Annotated in this window: 13 protein-coding genes and 1 tRNA gene; 8 read left to right on the plus strand and 6 right to left on the minus strand. The window is 67.1% G+C overall.

Features of this window, described 5'->3' with window-relative positions; all coding sequences use genetic code 11:
- Positions 1-2: 2 nt before the first annotated feature.
- The 4 genes from ACSQ3M_RS08840 to ACSQ3M_RS08855 form a co-directional block, all read right to left on the minus strand.
- Positions 3-78 (minus strand) — tRNA-Thr (locus ACSQ3M_RS08840).
- Positions 79-193: 115 nt separating this feature from the next.
- Complete coding sequence (locus tag ACSQ3M_RS08845; protein ID WP_436149695.1) at positions 194-1,138, minus strand: prephenate/arogenate dehydrogenase family protein; 945 nt, start codon at positions 1,136-1,138, stop codon at positions 194-196.
- Positions 1,135-2,244, minus strand: a complete 1,110-nt coding sequence (locus ACSQ3M_RS08850; protein WP_436149696.1) for a pyridoxal phosphate-dependent aminotransferase — start codon at positions 2,242-2,244, stop codon at positions 1,135-1,137. Before ACSQ3M_RS08850 ends, ACSQ3M_RS08845 begins: the two co-directional genes overlap by 4 nt.
- 31 nt (positions 2,245-2,275) lie before the next feature.
- Positions 2,276-3,109: a chorismate mutase gene (locus ACSQ3M_RS08855; protein WP_436149697.1), complete on the minus strand. Its 834-nt coding sequence runs from the start codon at positions 3,107-3,109 to the stop codon at positions 2,276-2,278.
- Between the two features lie 155 nt (positions 3,110-3,264).
- Between ACSQ3M_RS08855 and metX the strand changes: the two genes are divergently transcribed.
- The gene (gene metX / locus ACSQ3M_RS08860) at positions 3,265-4,443 is read left to right on the plus strand and encodes a homoserine O-acetyltransferase MetX (RefSeq protein WP_436149698.1); all 1,179 of its coding nucleotides are present in this window, start codon (positions 3,265-3,267) and stop codon (positions 4,441-4,443) included.
- Between the two features lie 2 nt (positions 4,444-4,445).
- Entirely contained in the window at positions 4,446-5,069 is a 624-nt protein-coding gene (metW, locus tag ACSQ3M_RS08865) for a methionine biosynthesis protein MetW (protein ID WP_284168368.1), read from the plus strand.
- 219 nt (positions 5,070-5,288) lie between these two features.
- On the opposite strand, the gene ACSQ3M_RS08870 is transcribed toward metW, so the two are convergent.
- Together ACSQ3M_RS08870 and otsB are read right to left on the minus strand one after the other, a co-directional pair.
- Positions 5,289-7,127 (minus strand): glycoside hydrolase family 15 protein, encoded by a 1,839-nt coding sequence (locus ACSQ3M_RS08870; protein WP_436149699.1) that lies wholly within the window; start codon positions 7,125-7,127, stop codon positions 5,289-5,291.
- Positions 7,128-7,141: 14 nt separating this feature from the next.
- Complete coding sequence (otsB, locus tag ACSQ3M_RS08875; protein ID WP_436149700.1) at positions 7,142-8,182, minus strand: trehalose-phosphatase; 1,041 nt, start codon at positions 8,180-8,182, stop codon at positions 7,142-7,144.
- Here otsB and ACSQ3M_RS08880 point away from each other — a divergent pair.
- From ACSQ3M_RS08880 to ACSQ3M_RS08905, 6 genes are all read left to right on the plus strand, one after another.
- On the plus strand, positions 8,157-9,713 hold the full coding sequence (locus ACSQ3M_RS08880; RefSeq protein ID WP_436150289.1) for an alpha,alpha-trehalose-phosphate synthase (UDP-forming): 1,557 nt from the start codon (positions 8,157-8,159) through the stop codon (positions 9,711-9,713). The genes otsB and ACSQ3M_RS08880 overlap by 26 nt on opposite strands.
- Before the next feature lie 119 nt (positions 9,714-9,832).
- Positions 9,833-12,100 (plus strand): phosphoenolpyruvate--protein phosphotransferase, encoded by a 2,268-nt coding sequence (gene ptsP / locus ACSQ3M_RS08885; RefSeq protein WP_436149701.1) that lies wholly within the window; start codon positions 9,833-9,835, stop codon positions 12,098-12,100.
- Positions 12,101-12,154: 54 nt separating this feature from the next.
- Positions 12,155-13,240, plus strand: a complete 1,086-nt coding sequence (prfA, locus tag ACSQ3M_RS08890; protein ID WP_436149702.1) for a peptide chain release factor 1 — start codon at positions 12,155-12,157, stop codon at positions 13,238-13,240.
- Positions 13,241-13,301: 61 nt separating this feature from the next.
- Positions 13,302-13,547, plus strand: coding sequence for a hypothetical protein (locus tag ACSQ3M_RS08895; RefSeq protein ID WP_436149703.1), 246 nt, complete (start codon positions 13,302-13,304; stop codon positions 13,545-13,547).
- 94 nt (positions 13,548-13,641) lie between these two features.
- Positions 13,642-14,460: a peptide chain release factor N(5)-glutamine methyltransferase gene (gene prmC / locus ACSQ3M_RS08900; protein WP_436149704.1), complete on the plus strand. Its 819-nt coding sequence runs from the start codon at positions 13,642-13,644 to the stop codon at positions 14,458-14,460.
- A 391-nt stretch (positions 14,461-14,851) separates the two neighbouring features.
- Positions 14,852-15,928: a DUF4167 domain-containing protein gene (locus ACSQ3M_RS08905; RefSeq protein ID WP_436149705.1), complete on the plus strand. Its 1,077-nt coding sequence runs from the start codon at positions 14,852-14,854 to the stop codon at positions 15,926-15,928.
- The last annotated feature ends 34 nt before the right edge of the window (positions 15,929-15,962 follow it).

Consider the following 15,962-nt stretch of genomic DNA (forward strand, 5'->3'; position numbering starts at 1 on the left):
AGTGGTGCCGCAAGAGGGATTCGAACCCCCGACCCCCTCATTACGAATGAGGTGCTCTACCAGCTGAGCTATTGCGGCGACGGGTGGGGCTGTATCAGCCCGACCCCATTTTGACAAGGCAGGCAGGCGTCACAAGGCACACGGAATTCACACCCGGCCGAGGAATCCTGCGGGGCCTTGGGAGCCCCTGCCCTCACCCCTTCTTCAGCTTCTCCGTCTCGGCCTTTTCCTGGCCGAGCGCGACGATGCCGCGGCGGATGGTGCGGGTGCGGGTGAAATGCTTGTGCAGGGTCTCGCCGTCACCATAGCGGATGGCGCGGGTGAGCAGCGCGAGATCCTCGTTGAAGCGGCCGAGCATCTCCAGCACCGCCTCCTTGTTGGCGAGGAAGACGTCGCGCCACATCGTCGGGTCGGATGCTGCGATGCGGGTGAAGTCGCGGAAGCCGCCGGCCGAGAACTTGATCACCTCCGACTGCGTCACCGCCGCCAGATCCTCGGCCGTGCCGACGATGTTGTAGGCGATCAGATGCGGCAGATGGCTGGTGATGGCGAGGACGAGGTCATGGTGCTGCGAGCCCATCACCTCGACGATCGCCGCCATGCCCTCCCAGAACTGGCGGGTGCGGGCGATCGCGGCCTCGTTCGTGCCGGGCGGCGGCGTCAGGATGCACCAGCGATTGAGGAAGAGGCTGGGAAAGCCGGCATCCGGGCCGGAATTCTCGGTGCCGGCGACCGGATGAGCCGGGACGAAATGCACACCCTCCGGCAGATGCGGCATCACCGCCTCGACCACCGCATGCTTGACCGAGCCGACATCCGACAGGATCGCGCCGACTTTCAGCACGCCGGCGATCTCGGCTGCGACCGCGCCGCAGGCGCCGACCGGTACGCAGAGCACGATATGGTCGGCGTCGCGGGCCGCGTCGACAGCGCTCTCGGCAATCTCATGGCCGAGATCGAGCTCGCGGGCGCGGCGGCGCACATCGGCGTCGGCGTCGCTCAGCACGATATGGCCGGCGAGATTGAGCTCCCTGGCCGCATGCGCGATCGAAGAGCCGATCAGGCCGATGCCGATGATAGCGAGCCGCCCGAACAGCGGCTCGTCGCGGCGCGGCGCGAAGCTCTCGGGAGCGCTCACGCGGCCTTGCCCAGGAACTCGGCCAAGGCGGCGACGACGAGGCGATTGGCCTCCTCGCTGCCGATGGTCATGCGCAGTGCGTCCGGCAGGCCATAGGAGGCGACCGAGCGGAGGATCAAACCGCGCTGGCTGAGGAAAGCGTCGGCCTCCTTCGCGCTCTTGCCGGTGCCCGCCGGGAAATGGATCAGGATGAAATTGCCGACCGAGGGCGTCACGGTGAGACCGAGCTTCTCCAGCTCGGCCGTGGTCCAGGCCAGCCATGTGTCGTTGTGCTCGATCGCGGCGGCGATGTGGGCCTCGTCGGCGATCGCGGCGACGCCGGCCTCGATCGCCGCTCCGTTGACGTTGAAGGGGCCGCGGGTGCGGTTGAGCGCATCGATGATATCGGCCGGCCCGTAGAGCCAGCCGAGGCGCAGGTTCGCGAGGCCATAGATCTTCGAGAAGGTGCGCGTCATCACGACGTTCTCGCTGGTCGCGACCAGTTCGAGGCCGGAAGCGTAATCGTTGCGCCGGACATATTCGGCATAGGCCGCGTCGAGCACGAGCAGGACATGCGGCGGCAGGCCGGCCTGGAGGCGCTTGACCTCGTCGAAGGGCAGATAGGTGCCGGTCGGGTTGTTGGGGTTGGCGAGGAAGACGATCTTGGTCCGCGGCGTCACCGCCGCGAGGATCGCGTCGATATCCGCGGTGAGGTTCTTCTCGGGCACGACCACCGGCTTGCCGCCGGCGGCGAGGATGGCGATCTTGTAGACGAGGAAGCCGTGCTGCGTGAACACGCCCTCGTCGCCGTCGCCGAGATAGACCTTGGTGATCAGCTGCAGCAATTCGTCCGAGCCGGTGCCGCAGACGATCCGGTTCGGATCGAGGCCATAGCGGCCGGCGATCGCCCCGCGCAGCTTGGTCGCCGAGCCGTCCGGATAGAGCTCGAGCTTGCCGGCGAGGCCGCCATAGGCCGCGACCGCCTTCGGGCTCGGGCCGAGCGGGGTCTCGTTCGAGGAGAGCTTGTGCAGCTTGACGCCGGCGGGAGCCGAGGACTTGCCGGGGACATAGGCCTCGATGTCGAGGACACCGGGACGCGGAACGGGGCGGGGAGCGGGCAGAGCCATGGGGCTGGACCTTGAGAGCAGCGTGAATTGATCAGCGAACGGATTTGAAGGCGAAGCGGGCGGCGTGGCTGCCGATCTCGGTCAGCTCCTTGAGGCCGGCCGGCTCGAGCGCGCCACGAATGGCTTCGACCGGGGTCTCGCCGGACGCCGCGACGAGCAGCGCCAGATGCGAGCCGTCGGCGGCGCTGGCCGAGACCTCGGCGAGATGATGGGCGAGGCCGTGGCGAAGCTGCTCCGACCAGCGCTCGACGCGGGCGGCATAGAGCACGATCTCGCGCACGGCGGCGTCGGTCAGCGGCTTGGCGATGCAATAGACCGGCGTGCCGGCGGGATGATCGGGCCGCTCGATGAAGGGCAGGCGCGCGATGATCTTGGGCTGGGCGGGGCCGATCAGGTCGCGCCACCAGACGCCGGCGCTGGCGCCGAGATCCATGCGGAAGATGCCGAGATCGCCGGCCGATTCCGCCACGGCCGCGATCACGGCGCGGGCATCCTCATGCGGGACGTAAGGCACGGTGAAGCCGAAATGGAAGCGGGCGCTGTCGCGCATCGGCGCATCGCCGCCGGAGACATCGGCATGGACCGAGTAGTTCGCCTGCACGAAGGTGAAGGTCGCGATGATGATGCGCCAGATGCTCTCGACCGTGTCGAGCGGCAAGAGACCCTGATGGCGCAGGGCGAGACGCTTCATCATGTCGGCCTCGCGGCCGGGACGGAAGGCCGAGCCGGAGACTTGCGTCTTCTTGATCGCGATCAGCGTCTCGATGATCTGCGAGCGCTCCATCAGGAGGCCGTGCATCGCTGAATCGATGCGGTCGATCTCGCTGCGCAGATCGGCCAGCGTGGTCGGTGCGGCTTCGGTCATGATGGCCAGACTTCTTTAATCGTGCCGGTCTCTTAGCGGTCGTTGCCGGGCTTGGCAAAGCGCTCGCCACGCATCGCCGCGTTGACAGGCGGGAAGAGCCGCGCCATCGGTAAAGTCCGCTATTACGAACGGACCGGGCGACAAGACAAATCCGAATGCCGAACCGGACGCAAGCTCCCGAACTCCTCGCCGACCCGCTGGCCGAAGCCAACCAGCCGTCGAGCCTGCTCGCGCGGTTCGGGCCGGACAAGGCGCTGCAGCTTGATTCCGGCGCGACGCTGGAGCACTGGCAGATCGCCTACCAGACCTATGGCGAACTCAATGCGGCACGGTCGAACGCCGTGCTGGTCTGCCATGCCCTGACCGGCGACCAATATGTCGCGAGCCGTAACCCCGTCACCGGCAAGGGCGGCTGGTGGACCGCGATGATCGGGCCGGGCAAGCCGATCGATACCGACCGCTTCTTCGTGATCTGCGCCAATGTGCTCGGCGGCTGCATGGGCACGACCGGCCCGGCTTCGACCGATCCTGCGACCGGCAAGCCCTGGGGTCTCTCGTTTCCGATGGTGACGATCCGCGACATGGTGCGGGCCCAGGCTCATCTCATGGACTCACTCGGTATCGACAGCCTGTTCTGCGTCGCCGGCGGCTCTATGGGCGGCATGCAGGTGCTGCAATGGGCGGCGACCTATCCGACGCGGGTGTTCTCGGCCTTGCCGCTCGCCACCGCCGCCAAGCACTCGGCCCAGAACATCGCGTTCCACGAGGTCGGCCGGCAGGCGGTGATGGCCGATCCGGACTGGCGCCAGGGCCGCTATCTCGACGAGGGCACGCGGCCTTCGAAAGGGCTTTCGGTGGCGCGCATGGGTGCGCACATCACCTATCTCTCGGAGCCGGCGCTGCACCGCAAGTTCGGCCGCAAGCTGCAGGAGCGCAGCGCGCCGACCTTCACCTTCGACGCCGACTTCCAGGTCGAGAGTTACCTCCGCTACCAGGGCATCAGCTTCGTCGAGCGCTTCGACGCCAACTCCTATCTTTATGTGACGCGGGCGATGGATTATTTCGACCTCGCCGCCGACCATGACGGTGTGCTGGCGAAAGCCTTTGCCGGGACGCGGACGCGTTTTTGCGTGGCGTCCTTCACCTCGGACTGGCTGTTCCCGACCACCGACTCGCGCGCCATCGTGCACGCGCTCAACGCTGCCGGCGCCTCGGTCTCCTTCGTCGAGCTCGAAAGCGACAAGGGCCACGACGCCTTCCTGCTGGAGGAGCCCAACCTGTTTGCGACGACGCGCGGCTTCATCGGCGCCGCGGCGCGGGCCAGGGGAATCTGAGCATGGCGCTGGCGGACACCCAGACCAACCGCATCGACCTGCGCCTCGTCGCCGAGATGGTGACGCCGGGTTCGCGCGTGCTTGATGTCGGCTGCGGCGACGGCGAATTACTGTCGCTGCTCGCCGAAACGCGTGGCGTCGACGGGCGCGGCATCGAATTGTCGCGTGAGGGCGTCGCCGGCTGCGTCGCCCGAGGGCTCTCGGTGATCCAGGGCGATGCCGACACCGATCTCGCCGATTATCCGGACGACAGCTTCGACTACGTCATCCTCTCGCAGACCATCCAGGCGACGCGCAATCCGCGGCTCGTCCTTGAGCACATGCTGCGCATCGGCCGGCGCGCCATCGTCTCCTTCCCGAATTTCGGGCATTGGCGGATGCGCACCCAGGTCTTCTTCCTCGGCCGCATGCCGGTGACCGACTCCCTGCCCTATGCCTGGTGGGATACGCCCAACATCCATTTCTGCACGATCCGCGACTTCGTTGCGCTCTGCGATACGGTGGGCGCGGAAAAGGAGCGCGCGGTCGCACTCGACGTCGCCGGCGGCAGGGTCGGCGTCAGCGCGCCCTGGTGGTTCTGGAACCTCTTTGGCGCACAGGCGGTGTTTTTGCTGAAGCGGGGTTGAGAGAGCTCACTACCGGAACCGCGACCCAACCTTCTCTCGGATGGGAGAAGGTGGCGCGGAGCGCCGGATGAGGGCCTGCCTCATCCGCAGAAGACGCAGCGGCGCCGCATCGCCTTAATTATTCGCGGCAGTCCCTCACCCCTGCCCCTCTCCCATCCGGGAGAGGGGTTCCCCGCGCCTCGCTAAAAGTACGTGCCCGCCCCGGAATGACGGCGCCCCTCAGAACGCCTCTTCCCAGTTCCGGCTGAGCCGCATCGCCGAGTTGATCAGCCCGACCATCGAATAGGTCTGCGGGAAGTTGCCCCAGAGCTCACCGGTCTCGAAATCGGCATCCTCCGAGAGCAGGCCGAAGCTGTTGCGCCGCGTCAGGATGCGGCCGAACAGCTCCTTGGCCTCGTCCTTGCGGCCGATCGCGTGCAGCGCATCGACATACCAGAAGGCGCAGATCAGGAAGCCGGTGTGCATGAAGCCGAAATCGTCTTCGGTGCCGTAGCGCAGGATGAAATCGCCGCGGCCGAGATCGCGGCCGATCGCCTCCACCGTCGCGATGTAGCGCGGATCCTCAGGCTTGACGAAGCCGAGCTCGGCAATGAGCAGCAGGGTCGCGTCGAGATCGGCCCCGTCGAAGGTCGAGACGAAATGGCCTTTCTCCTCGTTCCAGATCCGGTCGGAGATGATGCCCTTCAGGCGCTTGGCCTCGCCGCGCCAGAACTCCTTGCGGTCGGCGCGGCCGAGCGTGCCGGCGATGCGGGCGAGCCGATCGCAGGCCGCCCAGCACATCACGCTTGAGAAGGAGTGCACGACCTGCTTCTCGCGCAACTCCCAGGGGCCGGCATCGGGCTTGTCGAAGACCGCAATGGCGCGCTCGCCCATGCGCTCGAGCTGGGCGAAGAGTGCCTCCTTGCCCGGCTGGATGAGGCGGCGGTCGAAGAAGGACTGGGTCGCGGCGAGCACGACCGCGCCATAGCCGTCGTTCTGGACTTGCGTCGCCGCGCCATTGCCGACGCGCACCGGTTGATGGCCGCGATAGCCGGCGAGGTTCGGCACCTCGAACTCGCGCATTTCGCCGCCGCGCGTGATCGGATAGAGCGGCGGCAGATGCTCGGCGCCGCTCTCCGAATAGGTGTCGACGATGTTGGTGATGAAGCCGAGATAGTCCTCCATCGTCCGCGTCGTGCCGAGACGGTTCAGCGCATGGACGACGAAATAAGCGTCGCGCAGCCAGCAGAAGCGGTAGTCCCAGTTGCGCTGCGTGCCCGGCGCCTCCGGAATCGAGGTGGTCAGCGCCGCGACGATGGCGCCGCTCTCCTCGAAGGAACAGAGCTTCAGCGTGATCGCGGCGCGGATGACCTCGCGCTGCCATTCGAACGGGATCGAGAGCGAGCGGACCCAGTCGCGCCAGTAGTCGGTGGTCTTGTCGAGGAATTCGCGCGAAGTCGTCTCGATCTCGGCGCGCAGCGCCTCGTCAGAGCCGATGAAAAAGGAAAACGGCTTCTCGACCGCGAAGGGGATGCTCTCCAGCACATAGGAGATCGGTGCGTCGGTGGTCAGCCGGATCGTCTGATCGGCGCCGACGAAGCGGACATGGTTGGAGCCGCGGGTGATCTCGTCCGGCTCCTCACCGAGGCCGAGGCAGGGCTTGACCACGACGCGGATGCGCGGGCGACCGGAGATGCGGCGGACGCGGCGCACCAGCTGCGGCGGCCGGAAGAAACGCTCAAAGCGGACGAAGCGCGGCGCGAAGTCGAGGATCTCGAGCGCATTGCCCTGGTCGTCGGAGAGCACCGAGGAGAGGATCGCGGTGTTGTCGAGATAGCTCTGCTCGCAGCGGGTCATGCCGACCATCTCGATGGCGAAGACGCCCTTCTTGGGCATCGCATCGCCGTCTTCGATCTGATTGTCGATCAAGGAGCAGAAGACGGGGTCGCGGTCGAAGCGCGGAAAGCAGCCCCAGACGATGCGGGCGCGCCGGTCGATCAGCGCCGCGATCGAGCAATTGCCGATGACGCCGAGATCGAGCGAGGCGACACGCGGCGAAGCGGTGGTCGTCACAGTCATGCCTGTTCCTGAAGTCAGTTCTGGAGAAAGGTTTCGAGTGTCAGGTCGCCGCCGTCTGCGGCCGCCAGAAGAACATGGTGCAGCGCCGTTGGCGAAGCCAGACGATGGCGGGCACAGGTCTCACCCCCGCCGATCCGGATGGAGAGTCCTTCCACCGCATTCACCGTGGCAAAGCCGTCCTCATCGGTGATGTCGTCGCCAATAAAGACCGGCGTGCGGCCGATATAGGCTTCCTGCTGCATCAACCAGGTGATGGCGCCGCCCTTGCTCGCCCCCGCCGGAACCAGCTCGGCAACCGCCTTGCCGTGCTGGAGGCGCATGGACGGACCGATCTCGGCGGCGATGCCTTCCATCAGCGCCAGCGCCTCGTCGGCAAGTGCGGGCGCAAGCCGCCAGTGCAGCGCGACCGACTGGCGCTTGTCCTCGATGATGACGCCGACATGGGCGTTGGCGAAGCGGACCATGGCGCGGAGCGCAGTGTGCAGTACCTCGGAGGGCGCAGCGAGCGGCGCATCCCCACCGCCGATGCGAACCTGGGCGCCGTGCAGTCCGGCGGCGTCGAAGCGATGGGGCGCCATCATCTCGTCGAGCAGCGCCACGGGACGCCCGGAGACCAGCGCCAGCGCGCCGCCGAGCCGCTGGCGCAACGCATCCAGCGCGCCCGGCAGGCGCCGGTCGATCCGGACATCCTCCGGCGAGGGCGCGATCTCGACCAGGGTTCCGTCGAAATCCAGGAAGAGCGCGATCTGTCCGGTCTGGGCAGCGGCTTTCGCGGGGGGCTCGGCGATCTCGGGACTCAGCATCTGGGACATGGCGGCCTGACTAGCGGACGAAGCGGGCAAAAGGACGACGAGCGAGATGGTCCCCTCATCGCCACATTCGCGGTTCAGTTTGGCGCCTGCCCGCCATGATCCGGTCACGGCGGCGACGCGAATCCGGCCGGGAGGCCGGGTGTGCACACGAAACATTACGCCTGCCCGCGCGTTCTGTTCCCGCGCCTCTATGGCAAGCGTCAGCAAAAAGTGAGGCATCATGCGTCTTGTCGTCGTGTCCAACCGCGTCACCATGCCCGAGCGAGGCGAAAAGGTGGCGGCAGGGGGCTTGGCGGTCGCCCTGCGTTCCGCACTCGAAGAGCACGGGGGCCTCTGGTTCGGCTGGAGCGGAGCGACCAAGGCGGAGCCGGCGAGCAGCGTGGAGCCGATACGACACGGCAAGGTCACCTATGCCGTGACCGACCTGACCGAAGCCGAGCGCCAAAGCTATTATCTCGGCTTCGCCAACCGGGCCCTCTGGCCGCTGATGCATTACCGGCTCGGCCTGACCGAGTTCACCCGTACCGATTATGCCGGCTATCTCGGCGTCAACCGCCGTTTCGCACGGCTGCTGATCCCGCTGCTCAAGCCTGACGACATCATCTGGATCCACGATTACCACCTGATTCCGTTAGCGGCCGAGCTACGTCGGCGCGGCGTCACCAACCGGATCGGGTATTTCCATCATATTCCCTGGCCACCGGCCGAGGTGTTCGGCGCCCTGCCCTTCTCCTCGACGCTGATCAGCACGATGGCGGCCTATGACCTGATCGGCATGCAGACACCGAACGACGTGGCCAACCTGATCAGCGGGATGGTGGCGCTCTGCGGCGCGCAGCGCGAGGGCAACCGCGTCAGGGCCGGCCAGCGCGAGGCCGTGGTGCAGGCCTTCCCGATCGGCATCGACGTCGAGGCCTTCCGCAAGCTCGCCGTCGCGTCGATGCGAGCGGCGACGCAGCCGATCCGGGCAACGACAGGCCCACTCGGCAGCCGCAAGCTGGTGATCGGCGTCGACCGGCTCGACTATTCCAAGGGCATCGTCCAGCGGCTCGAAGCCTTCGGCACCTTCCTGCGCAATCACCCGGAGCACCGCGGCGCCGTCGGCCTGCTGCAGATCGCGCCGCCCTCGCGCAGCGACGTGCCTGAATATGCCGAGCTCGACCGCATGTCGGACGAGGTCGCGGGCCGGCTCAACGCGGCGCTCGGCGAATTCGACTGGACGCCGATCCGCGTGGTGAAGAAGGCCTATTCGCGCAGCGCCCTCGCCGGCCTCTACCGGCGGGCGCAGGTCGGGCTGGTGACGCCGATGCGCGACGGCATGAACCTCGTCGCCAAGGAATATGTCGCCGCGCAGAATCCCGAGGATCCCGGCGTGCTGATCCTGTCGCGCTTTGCCGGCGCGGCACAGCAGCTCGGCGAGGCGCTGATCGTCAACCCGTTCGACACGCACGAGGTGGCCGAAGCGATCAGGACCGCTCTCGCCATGCCGAAATCCGAGCGGCTGCGCCGCTTCGAGCGCCTCTATGCGACGATCTCCTCGACCGACATCGAGTGGTGGACATCGCGCTACCTCGCCGCGCTCTCCGGCCTCGACATTCCCAGCGGCGACATTGTGCCGCCGGGCCAGCCGAAACCGCTGCGCAGCACACGCAAATCGAGTGGCAACGCAAAACCCACACGTGACAATACACTCCCCCATGCTTCGCGTTCCGCGCACAGCAAGTTCGATCCGGTGCCCGCAAAGGCCTTGCCGAACGCTCCCTCGGCTGGCTAGAAGCTCGACGCCAGGGGCGGCGATACCCGGCTAGCGCTTGCGACTCAGCCGTTGCGGTGTCAGGTCTGCTGGGGGTATTCGGCTGACATGGCCGAGGAGGCGGGCGGAGGGCTTTCTTGATGCGAGGCGCACTCGGGGGATCGGGCGTGCTGCTGCGCCGTCTCCGCGAGGTGATGGCGGCGCCGGTCAGTCCGCAGGAGCGGCTCGACCGCCTCGTCGTCGTGATCGCCGGCAACCTCGTGGCCGAGGTCTGCTCGGTCTATGTCCTGCGCGAAGACTCCTCGCTCGAACTGTATGCCACCGAAGGCCTCAATCGCGAGGCGGTCCACCTCACCACCATGCGCGCCGGCGAGGGCCTGGTCGGCCTGATCGCCAGCGATGCCGAACCGCTCGCGCTCTCGGACGCGCAGGCGCACCCGGCCTTCTCCTACCGGCCGGAGACGGGCGAAGAGATTTATCGGTCCTTCCTCGGCGTACCGATCCTGCGCGGCGGCGCGGTGATGGGCGTGCTCGTGGTGCAGAACCGCGCCTCGCGCCTCTACAGCGAGGACGAAGTCGAGTCGCTGCAGACCACGGCCATGATCATGGCCGAGATGATCGCCGCCGGTGGCCTGAAGGCGCTGTCGAAGCCCGGCGCGACGATCGGCCTCGACCGGCCGATCCACAGCATCGGCACCACGCTCGCCGACGGCGTCGGCCTCGGCCATGCCGTGCTGCACGAACCGCGCGTCGCGATCACCAACCTGATCGCCGAGGATCCGGGCCGCGAGGTGCAGCGGCTGGAAGCCGCGATCGCGACGATGCGGCTCGCCATCGACGAACTGATCGAGCGCGGCGACGTCGCCCACACCGGCGAGCACCGCGACGTGCTCGAGACCTTCCGCATGTTCGCGCACGACCAGGGCTGGCTCCGGCGCATGCGCGAGGTGGTGATGACCGGCCTCACCGCAGAGGCCGCGGTCGAGCGCGTGCAGTCGGACACCCGCGCCAAAATGCTGCGCCAGACCGATCCTTATCTGCGCGAGCGCCTGCACGACCTCGACGATCTCGCCAATCGGCTGCTGCGCACGCTGGTCGGCAAGTCCAACGGCGTCACCCGCGAGGACCTGCCCGAGAACGCGATCCTGATCGCGCGCTCGATGGGGCCGGCGGCACTGCTCGACTATGATCGCAGGCACCTGCGCGGCGTCGTGCTCGAGGAAGGCGGCCCGACCAGCCATATCGCCATCGTGGCGCGGGCGCTCGGCATTCCGGCCGTCGGCGAGATCGCCAATGCGACGGCGCTGATCCAGGCCGGCGACGCCGTCATCGTCGATGGCCAGGCCGGCGAGGTGCAGATCCGGCCGCAGCCGGATGTCGAGAACGCCTACAAGGACAAGGCGCGCCTGCGCGCCCGCAAGCAGGAGCAGTACCGCAAGCTCAAGACGCAGGCCGCCGTGACGAAGGACGGCGTTGAGATCCAGCTGCAGATCAATGCCGGCCTTCTGGTCGACATGGCCAATCTCGATGAGACCAACGCCTCGGGCGTCGGTCTCTTCCGCACCGAGCTGCAGTTCATGGTGGCGCAGCACATGCCGACCACGGCCGAGCAGCAGGCGCTCTACGGCGCCGTGCTCAAGGTGGCGAACGGCCGCCCGATCACTTTCCGGACGCTCGACATCGGCGGCGACAAGGTGCTGCCCTATATGGAGCGGCTCGAGGAAGAGAACCCGGCGCTGGGCTGGCGCGCCATCCGCATCGGGCTCGACCGGCCACGGCTGCTGCGCGGCCAGGTCCGGGCGCTGCTGCGCGCCGGCGCCGGCTGCGACATGAAGATCATGCTGCCGATGATCGCCACCGTGAACGAGTTTCTGCGGGCGCGCCTCCTGGTGCGGCGCGAAGTCGCCATGCTGGAGCGCGATGGCCGCCACGGCCCGACGAGCCTCAAGCTCGGCGTCATGGTCGAGGTGCCGTCGCTGCTGTTCGAGCTGCCGGAGATCGCGCGCGAGGCGGATTTCCTTTCGATCGGCACCAATGACCTGATGCAGTTTCTGTTCGCGGCCGACCGCGAGAACAAGCGCGTCTCCGAACGCTTTGATCCGCTCAGCGCGGCGGGCTTGCGGGCGCTGCGCAGTATCGTCGATGAGGCCGGGAAGGCGGATTGCCCTGTCACCGTCTGCGGCGAGATGGGCGGCAAGCCGATCGAGACGCTGGCGCTGATCGCGCTCGGCTATCGCTCGTTCTCGATGTCCGCAGCCTCGGTCGGCCCGGTGAAGGCGATGCTGCGCGCGCTCGATGCCGGCAAGGCCCGCCAGCGCCTCGACGCCTGGCTCGGCTCCTCCGACGGCGCCGCCAGCCTGCGCCCCTTGCTCTCAGCCCTCGCCACCGAGATGAAAGTGCCGGTCTAGCGAGACACCTCTCGCCTGCACCCGCCCCAGTTCCGTTCAGATTGTTCCCGCATCATGTCGCTTCCCCTGCCGCAAGACCGCCTCGACTCGATCGTCGCCCGCCATGCCGCGGCGAGCGACGCCATCAACCATGCGACCGAGGCGGTACGCGTCGTCGAACTGTCGAAGGAACTCGCCGAGCTCGACCCGGTCGTCGCGGCGATCGCAGCCTGGCGCAAGGCGCAAGGTGGGCTCGAAGAGGCGCTCGCGCTGATCGACGATCCCGAGACCGACAGCGAGATGCGCGACCTCGCCTATGAGGAACGCGATGCCTCCAGAGCCGAGATCGAGGCGCGCGCCCGCGAGATCCTGATCGCGCTGTTACCGAAAGACGCTGCCGACGAGCGCGGCGTCATCCTAGAAATCCGCGCCGGCACCGGCGGCGACGAAGCCTCGCTCTTCGCCGGCGACCTGTTGCGGATGTATCAGCGCTACGCTGCCAGCAAGAGCTGGAGCGTCGATGTCCTGACCGAGAGCGAGGGCACAGTCGGCGGCTTCAAGGAGGTCATCGCCGAAATCTCCGGCAAAGGCGTCTACGCCCGGCTGAAATATGAATCCGGTGTGCACCGGGTGCAGCGCGTCCCGGATACCGAGACGAGTGGGCGTATCCACACCTCCGCAGCCACCGTCGCCATGCTGCCGCTCGCCGGCGAGGTCGACGTCACGCTCGACGAGAAGGACCTGCGCATCGACACGATGCGGGCCCAGGGCGCCGGTGGCCAGCACGTCAACAAGACCGAGTCGGCCGTGCGCCTCACCCATATCCCGACCGGCATCGCCGTCCTGGTCCAGGACGAGCGCTCGCAGCACAAGAACAAGGCACGCGCCTATGAGCTGATGCGGGCCAAGTTATACGACATGGAGCGCAGCCGCGCCGATGCCGAACGCTCGGCCGACCGGCGCTCGCAGGTCGGCTCCGGCGACCGCTCCGAACGCATCCGCACCTACAACTTCCCGCAGGGGCGAATCACCGATCACCGCATCAACCTGACCCTCTACAAGCTCGACGAGATGATGCAGGGGCTCGTGCTCGACGAGGTCATCGACGCGCTGACGGCCCAGCGCCAGGCCGAGCTGCTCGCCGAGCAAGGGAGCGTGTGAAACCTTCATCTCTCTCGCGCGTTCTGGACGCACTGACCGTTCCCATGGGGAGGATAGAGAGATGAAAGTTCTGTTCAGCGCGATCGCCCTTGCCGCTGCCGTCGCCTTTGCGCCGGCGTCTGCTGGCGCACAGGAACGGACCGCGAAGAAGGTCCTCAGCGGCCAGCCGGCGACGCTTCAAGGTGCGAAGACCGAATCGCAGGCACGGCGCGATTGCCAGCGCCAGTATCGTGGCGCTAGGGAAAGCAAGTCCGCTCTGCGGATCAAGATCAACGCCTGCGTCCAGGAAGGCATGCAGGGCAGATGACCGGCCAGGCGCCGGGCCAAGGACGCGTTTGACCGGCACGGACAGAGCACTACACGACATCGCGCCCGTTGCATCTCCGGTAACGGGCGAAGCTGTGTCTGCTGTCCGCAAGGCCATTGCGCGAGCCCTAAAGCGTGCCGGCATCGCCGATTTCACCTTTGAGGCCCGCATCCTGATCGAGGATCTTGCTGGCAGTGGAGAACGGCTCGACGAGGCCGCCGCCGCACGGCTGAAGGGTGCACTCACGCGGCGCCTCGCCGGCGAGCCGCTGTGGCGCGTCCTCGGGGCACGCGAATTCTGGGGGCTGAACTTCACGCTTTCACAGGGCACGCTGGAGCCACGACCTGACAGCGAAACCCTGATCGAGGCTGCCCTCGTCCATCTCGGCGCACGCCGGCTCGAACCACTGCGCGTGCTCGATCTTGGAACAGGGACCGGCTGCCTGCTGATCGCAACGCTACGAGAGTTTCCGCAGGCGACCGGGCTCGGCATCGACCTTTCGGCCGATGCGGTCGCGACCGCTACGGGTAATGCCGCCCGCAATGGCGTCGCCGGGCGCGTGGCCTTCCAGCTGGGCGACTGGACCGACGGGGTAGAGGAACGCTTCGACCTCATCCTGTCGAACCCGCCCTACATTGCGAGCGACGAGGTCGCCGAGCTCGACAGGACCGTGCGCGAGCACGATCCGCACCTTGCCCTCGACGGCGGCGCGGACGGGCTTGTTGCCTATCGTGCACTCGCCGCCGCATTGCCGGACCATCTGAATCCCGGTGGCCACGCCATCCTGGAGATCGGCGCCGGACAGGAGGCCGCGGTCATCGCGCTGATGGAGCAGGCCGGCTTGCGTCATCTTCACTCCCACCGCGATCTCGGCGGCCATATTCGCGCCCTCGTCTTCGGGCATAGCCCTTGAACCGTGCACAGCAAGTTGCGCGAATTTGCTTGGAAGCAGCGGCAAAACCAGTTATGCACGCATGGTCTTGAAGACAGTGTCGACAGCATATGACCGTTGGCTGGACCCTGTAGAGCAGACCAAGCCCTCGGATCACTGCCAGAATCGACGTTACTGACATAGCGAGACCGAGACTCCGAATGCGCGAGACAGCCGTTCGGAGGGGGAGCCGGTAAGGCTCCATTGGAAAGAGCGCGTGAAGACCCATATCGGCGCAGAGCCCTTTCAGGTCGGATTTCTTACGCACGGCGTCGCAACCCGCCGCGCGTCACGACGCGCATGACGACCTCAGGTTGTTTTGAATGAACGGAACGCGAGACAGACGCGAATGAGACCAGGTCAGAACCGGCGCATGCGCGGCCGTAGCAACAACAGCAATAGCAACAACAGCAATAATAATAGCGGAAACCGTAAGTCTCCCAACCCGCTGCAGCGCAGCTACGAGTCGAACGGCCCGGACGTCAAGGTCAGGGGCACGGCACAGAACGTGGCGGAGAAGTATCTCCAGCTCGCTCGCGATGCGCAGTCCTCCAGCGACCCGGTCGCGGCGGAAAATTATTTCCAGCACGCCGAGCACTATTATCGCATCCTGCTCGCTGCCCAGGAGCAGATGACCCAGCAGTTTGGCCACAGCTTCCAGCCGAACCGCGCCTTCGTCGAAGATGCTGATGACGGCGAGGAAGAAGGCGACGAAGAGGTCATCTTCCAGGGCGGCCAGCAGCAGGGCGAGCGCCAGTACAACGGTAACGGCAACGGCGTGAACGGCCAGGGCGGCCAGCGCCAGGAGGGTCAGGGCGGCCAGGGCAACGGTGGCCAGCGCCAAGAGGGCGAGGACGGTGAAAACGGCCAGAACAACGGCCAGCGCTTCGACCGGCCTAATAATAACAACCGCCCTGAGCGCAATTTCGACCGTAACGGTCAGCGCCGCTTCGACCGGAACGACCGCCCGGATCGCGGCGAGCGGCAGGACCGGGGCGAGCGTCGCTTCGACCGTCCCGAGGGCCAGAACAGTTCCTACGCTCCGCGCCCCGAGGCTCAGCCCGGTGCCGAGCAGCCGGACATCGCGCCGGTCCCGAGCCAGGGTGAGCGCCGCGTCGAGCGGCCGGAGCGCCAGGACCGTCCGCCGCGTAGCGAGCGCCCTTCGCGCCGTGACCGTGAGGAGGCCCGCGCCAGCAACGCCAACGAGGAGCAGGACGTCGCGGCAGCGCTTCCGGCCTTCCTGACCACGCCGACCCGCGTGCCGATCGCGATTGCAGAGGAGCCCGAGGCTCCGGTCGTCGCGTCACCGGCAGCAGCCGCTCCGGTGGAAACGGCGGAGGGTGCGTCCGAAGCCGGCGAGAAGCCCAAGCGCCGGGCGCCCCGGCGGCGTTCGCCGCGCGAGGTGATGGATGCGCTCGGCGGCGATGGTGGTGAGCCCCCGGCCGAATGATCCCGCCCAGGGAAATCAGGATTGTGTAAAGAGG

Source organism: Allobosea sp. LjRoot90, from assembly GCF_964254315.1.
Taxonomy (GTDB): domain Bacteria; phylum Pseudomonadota; class Alphaproteobacteria; order Rhizobiales; family Beijerinckiaceae; genus Allobosea.